The 8672-nt window shown below is 65.9% G+C and carries 8 protein-coding genes; 1 reads left to right on the plus strand and 7 read right to left on the minus strand.

What is annotated here, in order from left to right:
• Nucleotides 1-9: 9 nt before the first annotated feature.
• The 7 genes from hmcC to Q1X76_RS04055 all read right to left on the minus strand — a co-directional run bounded on the left by hmcC (nt 10) and on the right by Q1X76_RS04055 (nt 7921).
• Nucleotides 10-1224, minus strand: a complete 1215-nt coding sequence (hmcC, locus tag Q1X76_RS04025; RefSeq protein WP_300718243.1) for a sulfate respiration complex protein HmcC — start codon at nt 1222-1224, stop codon at nt 10-12.
• Nucleotides 1225-2346, minus strand: a complete 1122-nt coding sequence (gene hmcB, locus Q1X76_RS04030; protein WP_300718244.1) for a sulfate respiration complex iron-sulfur protein HmcB — start codon at nt 2344-2346, stop codon at nt 1225-1227.
• 15 nt (nt 2347-2361) lie between these two features.
• Nucleotides 2362-3348: a cytochrome c3 family protein gene (locus Q1X76_RS04035; RefSeq protein WP_300718245.1), complete on the minus strand. Its 987-nt coding sequence runs from the start codon at nt 3346-3348 to the stop codon at nt 2362-2364.
• A gap of 762 nt (nt 3349-4110) precedes the next feature.
• Nucleotides 4111-5025 carry a tRNA (adenosine(37)-N6)-dimethylallyltransferase MiaA gene (miaA, locus tag Q1X76_RS04040; protein WP_300718246.1) on the minus strand — a complete coding sequence of 305 codons (915 nt, stop codon included), beginning with the start codon at nt 5023-5025 and terminating at the stop codon, nt 4111-4113.
• Between the two features lies 1 nt (nt 5026).
• Entirely contained in the window at nt 5027-5581 is a 555-nt protein-coding gene (gene coaD / locus Q1X76_RS04045) for a pantetheine-phosphate adenylyltransferase (protein WP_300718247.1), read from the minus strand.
• Nucleotides 5566-6117, minus strand: a complete 552-nt coding sequence (rsmD, locus tag Q1X76_RS04050) for a 16S rRNA (guanine(966)-N(2))-methyltransferase RsmD (protein WP_300718248.1) — start codon at nt 6115-6117, stop codon at nt 5566-5568. The genes coaD and rsmD overlap by 16 nt, the downstream gene beginning before the upstream one ends.
• A 193-nt stretch (nt 6118-6310) precedes the next feature.
• Entirely contained in the window at nt 6311-7921 is a 1611-nt protein-coding gene (locus tag Q1X76_RS04055; protein WP_300718249.1) for an MBL fold metallo-hydrolase, read from the minus strand.
• Nucleotides 7922-8087: 166 nt separating this feature from the next.
• Here Q1X76_RS04055 and Q1X76_RS04060 point away from each other — a divergent pair.
• On the plus strand, nt 8088-8672 hold a 585-nt coding region (locus tag Q1X76_RS04060; protein ID WP_300718250.1), incomplete at its 3' end, for a TIGR00730 family Rossman fold protein.

Consider the following 8672-nt stretch of genomic DNA (forward strand, 5'->3'; position numbering starts at 1 on the left):
CCTCCTGTCCTAGTGGGCGTCCTTGAAGTCGGGATGTTCGTACAGCACCGGCATGTGATAGACGATGAAGCGGTACACGGTCACGATCAGGGTCACCACGAAGATGGAGATGCAGATCTCCCAGATGCTGGGGAAGTAACGCTCGTCAGCAGGCAGGGCGTAGTTGAAGGCGATCATGGACACGTTGAAGCGGTTCAGCACGATGCCCAGCACGGCATTGGCCGAGGCGAAGCGGCAGAGCTTGATGTTGCGTTCGCGGGAGCCCTTGGCATAGAGCAGGGCGGGCATCAGCACGAAGAACAGCATTTCCACCAGCCACCACACGCCGTAGCCGCTGCAGAGGTAGGGCAGGTTGGCCTGGACCAGCATGTCGATGAGCTTCAGCATGAAGTAGCCGAAGAGGATGAAGGCACCGGCCTTGGAGAAGCTGAAGACCACTTCGTCAGCTTCGCGCAGGTGGGTCTCGTCCATGTAGTGGTGCACGCCCTTGTGGGCCCACATGCCTTCAAAGATGACCATGGAGCAGCCGGCCACCATGGAGCTGACGAAGAAGAACATGGGCATGAAGGGGGAGTACCACAGCGGATGCAGCTTGCCGGGGGCGATCAGGTAGAGGGCGCCCAGCGAGGACTGGTGCAGGGTGGACAGGCAGACGCCGAAGATGGTCAGCAGGATGGTGCAGCGCACCACGACCTTGCGCCACTTCTTGAGGAAGGGGAACTTGCAGGACAGCCATTCCATGGGCGCCACCGAGAATTCGATGAACAGCACGGTCAGGTAGGTGGCCACGCACAAGCCCACTTCGAACAGGACCGAGGTGGTGCCGGGGAAGAAGAACATGTAGGGCAGGCGCAGCGGATGACCAAGGTCATACAGCAGGGCCACGACCACGAAGGCATAGCCCAGGAAGGCGGTGGTCACGGCGGGGCGCACGGCCGAATGGAAGTGCTTCATGCCCATGACGTAGCAGGCCACGGTGGTGAAGTAGCCACCGGCGGCCAGGCACACGCCGCAGAGCAGGTCGAAGCCGATCCACATGCCCCAGGGCTGGGTGTCGGACAGGTTGGTGATGGAGCCGATGCCCTGGGTGAAGCGGATGAAGGTCAGCACGAAGCCCACGACCAGGATGACCGCGGTGATCATGTTGCCGGGGCGACGCAGGGAAAACTCACCAAGGTTGAACAGTTTGTCCTTGGTGGGGATCACGATTTGGTGCTGGGACATTTACTTATCCTCCCCGTGCTTGCAGCCGCAGCAGCTGTCGCAGCCGGATTGAGCTTCGCGGGCCTTGAGGGCCTGGATCATAGCCTTGCGGGCTTCGTCGGCGGCCACGGGTCCCTGGGTCTGCTCGATGCTGCGCACAGCGACGTCCACGGCGGCCGTCACATCTTCCTTGGCGGTCTGGACGGTCTTTTCCTGGGCGGCCTTGCTCATGGCCTCACGGCGCTTGGTCATGCCGTAGGCGCCGCCGAAGAGGATGGGCCAGAAGGCGATGATCATGGGCACGGCACCCAGGGCGCCGTAGGTCAGTTCGCCCATGGGACGGTTGCCCAGATGGGTATCCAGGCCCAGTTCCTTGAAGGTATGGCCGGCGTCGGCCGTACCGGCGGCCTTGACGGCCGACGGGGTGGGCGCGGGGGCCAGGACCATCCAGGCGGTGCCGCCGGCATCCCATTCGCCGTAGATGTAATCCACATACTTGCCGGGGTTCTCGGCGATGCGCTTGCGGGCGATCTTGATGAGGTCGGAGCGGCGGCCGAAGGTCAGGGCGTCCATGGGACAGGCTTCCACACAGCCGGGCAGTTTGCCTTCCTTCAGGCGGGGCTCGCAGAAGGTGCACTTCTGGACCAGCGGATCCCAGGCCTCTTCATACTGGAAGCCGGGCACATAGAAGGGACAGGCGATCATGCAGTAACGGCAGCCCACGCACTGGGTACCGTCGTAGGTCACGCTGCCGTCGGGCTGCTTCTGGAAGCATTTGGCGAAGCAGGCGGAGGCACAGGCCGGGTCGTTGCAGTGGAAGCACTGCAGCTTGCGGAACACGGGCTTGCCGCCCACGTCGTACTTGTTGACCACCGTCCAGGCATCGGCCGAGGTGCGGCGGGTCTTGTTGCAGACGGAAAGGTCGGTGAAGGGTTTTTCGGGCTTGGGCAGGTGGTTGACCTTGTTGCAAGCCTCTTCGCAGCTGCGGCAGCCGATGCAGCGGGTGGTATCGTGCAGGACGCCGTAGCTGTCTTCATAGTAAGGGAACATATGGGTGCCGCCGGCCTTGGCCACTTGTGCCGTGCCCAATGCGGAAGCGACGCCAGCGCTGCCCAGGATGGTCAGAAATTTTCTACGATCCATAATCGTACTCTCCAGCTAGTTGGCGTTCTCGGTCGCACGCGGCTTGTGGCAGGACGCGCAGGACGTGTCGAGGGGACGGGCGACGTCCATGCCGTCATGGCAACCCATGCACTGCAGATGATACGCGGCCTTCAGCGTGGGGCGACCGGGCACGCGCGGATCGATCTTGGCGGAGTGGCAGCTGCCGCACTTGGGCGGCGTGGCCGACAGGGGGCTGCGATGGTGGCAGGTGGCGCACAGGATCTCGGGCTGGCTGTGGAAAGCCTTGGCCAGATTGTCGCCTTCGATGCGCTTCATGAGCGAAGAGACGTGACGGCGATGGTTGAAGAGGTTGGGCTCGAACTTGTCGGACAGGCCGCCGATGACCACCTTGTAGGGGCAGGCTTCGGGAGCCATGTAATCCACGGGCTTGCGTTCTTCGATGGTGGCTTCGGCCAGGGCCACGCGATCCTCGGCGGGAAGCTTGCCGGCAACGCCCAGCTGGTACTGCTCGGGGGTCATCTTGCTGCTGACCACATGGCACACGCCGCACCACTGGTCGTCACGGCTGGGGGTGACGATCTGGTGGCAGCCGGCGCATTCGCGGCGTTCCTTGTACTGCTGTTCGTGGCAGCTCACGCAGCTCTGGGGCGTGACGCCTTCCTTGCGCGGGGCGACCTTGGCGACGTGCATGGCACGCTCAAGGGTGATGAATTTGCCCTCGGCTTTGCCTTCCACGGTATGACAGGTGGTACAGGCCACCATGTCGCCCGTGTGATGGCAGGCCGTGCAGTCATCGATCTTGTCGACGTGGGCCTGATGGTTGAATGTCACCGGCGTCATGCTGGCGCCCTTGGGATTGGGCTTTTCGCTGACCGGAAAGAGAACCGTGGCATTAGGCATTTCCGCGTCGGACTCTTCCAGGCCCACCGCCACAGCGCGGTTGGCTTCGGGAAGCATCAGACAGGCCACGCCGGCCAAGGCAATCACCGCCGCCAAAAGCAGTGCTTTACCGTTCCTCATGTGCTCGTCCTTTTGAAACAGACTTTTCCCCATTGTCCCGCGGCGCAGGGTCGCGGGCGTCCTCCGGCTCTCATGAGCCAAACACACCAATAATGTGTGGCAAGTTACCGCAGGCACAAGGTCACGTCAAGGGGGGCCGGCACGCTGCAAAGCCTGCTCGCAGGCTGGTATGAGGGCCTTCGGGGCCCGCGTGAAAGCGTGGGAAAACGGCCGGATGGAAGGGGTTTTCGCCTTCGCGCACGAGGGCCGGACAGGGGCCTTCCCGCAGTCCCGCGCGGTGCCGATGCCGGAAAATCCCATGACGGATTTCATGACATGCCACACGGGCGGCCGCCGGCGACAGGGAGCGGGCGGGGCGCCGGACAGACGAAAGGAGCGGGCCGTCCGGCGGGCCTTGGCGCGGCCCTATGCAGACGTGGGCAGTGATGGCCAAGGCCGCCAAGTCACGGCAGGGAGCGGAAGGAGCCGGGAGCGCTTCCGGGGTGGGCGCACCGGGCCTGTGCGTGGGTCTGGACGCCCACCCGCCCCGTGCGCCGGCCGGGACGACGACGGCGCGCGCCAGGGCACGGGCGGGATGCGTGCCTGCCGGATGCCGGCAGTGCGTGCCAGGGCGGGCGCGGCTCCGGGAGCTGGTCGGGAAGCGGTGCATGCGCGCGCCAGGGCAGAGCGCCATCCCTGGGGGCCGGTCCCGCCCGTCAGACCGGACGAACGGCGCCGGGGCAGCCCTTCGCACACCGGGGAGAGCGGGGAGGGAGCGGGGCCTCAGGCGCGCTGCCGGACGGCCCTGAGCAGGCCGTCCAGATCCTGCGGCGCGAAAAAGCGCGCCCCGGGGCGGGCCCGGAACCAGGTGCGCTGGCGCTTGGCATAGGCGCGGGTATTGTGCAGCCAGAGGCGGCGGCAGTCCTCCAGGGAGAGCTCGCCGCGCAGATGGGCCAGCACTTCGGCGCAGCCGATGCCGGACCAGCCGGGGGCCGCGGCATCATCGCAGCGCAGGCTGGCGGCGCGGGCCTCGTCCAGCGCCCCCTGTTCCAGCATCAGGTCGATGCGCCGGACCAGGCGGGGCGTCAGGGCGTCCAGCTCCATGTCCAGCACCAGCAAAGGACCGGCGCAGGGCGGTTCGGGCATGGCGTGCTCGTGCCACCAGCTGAAGGTGTGGCCGGTGGCGGCCAGCACTTCCAGGGCGCGCACGATGCGCTGGCGGTCGTTGGGGTGGATGCGGGCCGCGTAGGCGGGATCGGACAGGGCCAGCTCGGCGTGCAGGGCGGCGGGGCCTTCCTGCTCCAGCCGGGCCGTGAGGGCGGCGCTGATGGCGGGATCGACGGCCGGGATCCCGGCGATGCCGTGCAGCAGGCCTTGGAAATAAAGGCCCGTACCGCCCACCAGCAGGGGCACGCGGCCCCGCGCCAGCACGGCCCGCGCTTCGGCCACGGCCAGGTCGGCCCAGCGGCCGGCGCTGATCTTCTGCTGCGTGGGGAGGAAGCCGTACAGGTGGTGCGGGCAGCAGGCCCGCTCCTCGGCCGAGGGCTGGGCCGTGATGAGGGGGAAGTCGCTGTAGACCTGGCGGGAGTCGGCGTTGATGACCTCGCCGTCCAGGGCTTCGGCCAGGGCCAGGGCCGCGGCGGTCTTGCCGCAGCCCGTGGGGCCGGCCAGACAGATGACGGGCAGGGGCGCGGCCATCTCAGTTCTTGACGCGGAAGCCGCCGTAGGGGGCGGAGAGGCAGGGTGTGCCCTGGCGCACTTCGCCGCGCTGGTACTTCTCCATCAGGCGGCGGCGCACGTTCTCGGGCACCAGGCCCACGATGTCCGCGCCGTGGCTGGCCGCGGCCTTGACGATGGTGGAGCTGATGAACAGCCACTGGTAGTCGGTCATCAGGAAGACGGTCTGGATGTTGCGCTGCAGGCGGCGGTTCATGAGGGCCAGCTGGAACTCGTATTCGAAGTCCGAGACGGCGCGCAGGCCGCGCAGGATGGCGCAGGCCCCGCGCTGGGCCGCGTATTCCACGGTCAGGCCGGTGAAGGGCTCCACCAGGATGCGCTCGTCGTCGCCCACGGCCTCGCGGGCCATGGCCACGCGCTCTTCCTGGGTGAACAGGGGAAACTTGGGCGTATTGTCGGCCACGGCCACCACGATCTGGTCGAAGACGGCCAGCCCGCGGCGGATGAGGGCCAGGTGCCCGTTGGTCAGGGGATCGAAGGTGCCGGGATAGAGTGCCAGTTTCATGCGAGTGTCCATATGAGTATGCGGGTTTGACCAAAATGGCGTTCCACCAGCAGTTCCAGACTGTCGGGAGCGGCCACGGCGGCGTCCTTTTCGATCTCGGCGCAGACCAGGGCGCCGGGCGCCAGCCAGTCGCGCCTGCACAGCGCCTGCAGGGTGGCGTTGAGCAGGTTCTTGCGGTAGGGCGGGTCCAGGAAGACCAGGTCGAAGCAGCCCAGGGGCGCGTTGTTGAGGGTCTTGCGCACGTCGTCGCGGATCAGGCGCACGCAGTCCTCCACGCCCAGCTGGCTGATGTTGTCGGCCAGGCAGCGGGCGGCCGCGGCGGAGTTCTCCACCAGCACGGCCAGGGCCGCGCCCCGGCTCACGGCCTCGAAGGCCAGGCTGCCGCTGCCCGCGAACAGGTCCAGCACGCGCGCGCCGTCCCAGACCACGCCCCGCGAGGTGAGCATGGAGAACAGGGACTCGCGCGTTTTGCCCATGGCCGGGCGGTAGCCTTCGCCTTCCACGGTCCTGATGCGTCTGCCGCCCAGTCTGCCGGAGATGATGCGCATGGTTTTTCCTGTAAGTTCAGCGCCGCAGGTCTGCGGCGGTTGATGGTCAACAAGGGCTTCGGACCGCGCGGGGCGGGGCAACAGCATAGCCGTGCGGCGGTCCTTCCGTCAATGGGCGGCCGTCGTCCGTGGCCAGGGACGCAAAAAAGGGCGCGGCCCGCAGGCCGCGCCCCCGGAAGCCGTGCGCCCGGGCCTACATGCGCGAGAGCAGGCGGGTCAGGGCGTAATCCATCATGGCCAGGGCGTCCCGCAGTTCGGTCTGCTGTACCCAGGGGCTCTGCTCGATGTCGGCCAGCTTGCCCTTGAACATGCCCCACTTGCGTTCCACCTCGCCGGTGAGGAAGTCCCAGTTGACGCGAGGATGGGCCAGGGCCTCGTGCTGCACGGTCTGGGCCACCTGATGGCCTTCCAGGATCATTTCTTCCATGTAGCCGGGCACCATGGGCGTCAGGCCGAATTTTTCCCTGATCAGGCCGGAAAGCACGTTCTGGGCCTTTTCTTCGCCGTGGACCAGCACCACGTTGGCCTTGTCGTGGACCAGGGGCGCGAGCCAGTCCAGCAGCTGGTCCTGGCCGGCATGGGCGGAGAAGCCGTTGATGGTGTAGATGCGGGCCGCGATCTCCATGTCTTCGCCGAACAGGGTGATCTTGCTGGCTTTTTCCACGATCTTGCGGCCGGGGGTGCCCACGGCCTGATAGCCCACGAAAACGATGCTGGCCCCGGGCCGCCAGATATTGTGCTTGAGGTGATGGCGCACGCGGCCCGCGTTGCACATGCCGCTGGCCGAGATGATGATGGCCGGGCCCTTGTAGTCGTTGATGCTCTGGGACTCCGCCACGTCCAGGGTGTAGCGCAGGTTGGGCAGCTCGAAGGGATCGTCGCCCTGGTGCAGCATCTTCTGCGCGTCCTCGTCGAAGAGTTCGCGGTTGCGGCGGAAGACCTCGGTGGCGCGGATGGCCAGGGGACTGTCCACGAAGACGGGCATGTCCTCGGGCAGCTTGCCCTTGCTCTGCAGGATGTGCAGGCAGTAGAGGATCTCCTGCGTGCGCTCCACGGCGAAGGCGGGGATGATGACCTTTTCGCCCTTGGCGTAGCTGTAGGCGATGGCCTCGGCCAGTTCCTCGTCGCTGATCTCCTCGTTCTTGTGGTTGCGGTCGCCGTAGGTGGATTCCATGAAGATGTAATCCGCCTTGGGCGGGCTTTCGGGATCGCGCACGATGAGGGCCTGGGGGCGGCCGATGTCGCCCGAGAAGATGATGCTGGTGGTCTTGCCGTCTTCGGTGACTTCCAGGCGCAGGGAGCCGGAACCGAGGATGTGGCCCGCGTCGTAATAGGTGACCTTGATGCCCGGGGCGGGCTCGAAATCCTCATGGTAGGCCACGGGATGCAGGAGCTCGGCGGTCTTGAGGGCGTCCTCGGTGGTGTACAGGGCCGCGGGCGGGTTCTTGAGGCCGCGGCGGCTGTACTTCTTGGCTTCCCACTGGGCTTCCATCTCCTGGATGTGGGCGCTGTCCTGCAGCATGATGTCCAGCAGTTCGCTGGTGGCCTTGGTGCAGTAGATGGGCTTGTTGAAGCCCTCGCGCACCATGAGGGGCAGCAGGCCCGAGTGGTCGATATGGGCGTGGGTCACGAGGATGAAGTCGATATTTTCAGGGGCGTAGGGCCGGGGATTGCGGTTGCGCTCCTCGATGGCCTTGTTGCCCTGATGCATACCGCAGTCGATACAAAAACGCCTGCCGCAGGCTTCGATCATATAACAGGAACCGGTGACGGTCTGTGCGGCGCCGAGAAACTGGACTTTCATGGGATGCTCCGGGATGACATTCAGCTTGCCGGATGCAAGCGGGGGATTCTTCACTATGCGCTTCCTCAGCCGGAAGCGCAAGCCCCGGGAATCCTTTGACGGCAGGAGCCCGTCCGTTTTAGGATAACGGCCCATACCCTGCGATCCCCGCAGCAAGGAGGCTTTCATGGAGATCCGGCAGAACGTCATCGACGACCTCAACGCCATGACCACCGAATCCTGGCGCACCATCCGCATCATGGCCGAAATGGTCCAGGCCCTGGACACGCTCAACCATCTGGACAGCGACTGCGTCTCCATCTTCGGTTCCGCGCGTTCCACGCCCGATACGCCCGAATACAGGGATGCCGAGCGGCTGGCCCGCATGCTGGTGGAAAAGGGCTTCGGCGTCATCACCGGCGGCGGGCCCGGCGTCATGGAGGCGGCCAACAAGGGTGCGGCCGAGGCGGGCGGCGTGTCCGTGGGCCTGCACATCGAGCTGCCCCACGAGCAGGGCTGCAACCAGTATGTGAAGACGCGCTGCAATTTCCGCTACTTCTTCACGCGCAAGTTCATGTTCGTGAAGTACGCCATGGCCTATGTGGTCATGCCCGGCGGCATGGGCACCATCGACGAGCTGTCCGAGGCCTTCGTCCTGGCCCAGACCGGCCGCATCCGGCCCTTCCCCATCATCCTCTACAATTCCGCCTACTGGGCGGGCCTGCTGGACTGGCTGCGCACCAGCATGGTGGACGGCGGCTTCATCAACAGG

Source organism: uncultured Desulfovibrio sp. (genome assembly GCF_949282365.1).
In the GTDB taxonomy this organism is placed as follows: Bacteria; Desulfobacterota; Desulfovibrionia; order Desulfovibrionales; family Desulfovibrionaceae; genus Desulfovibrio.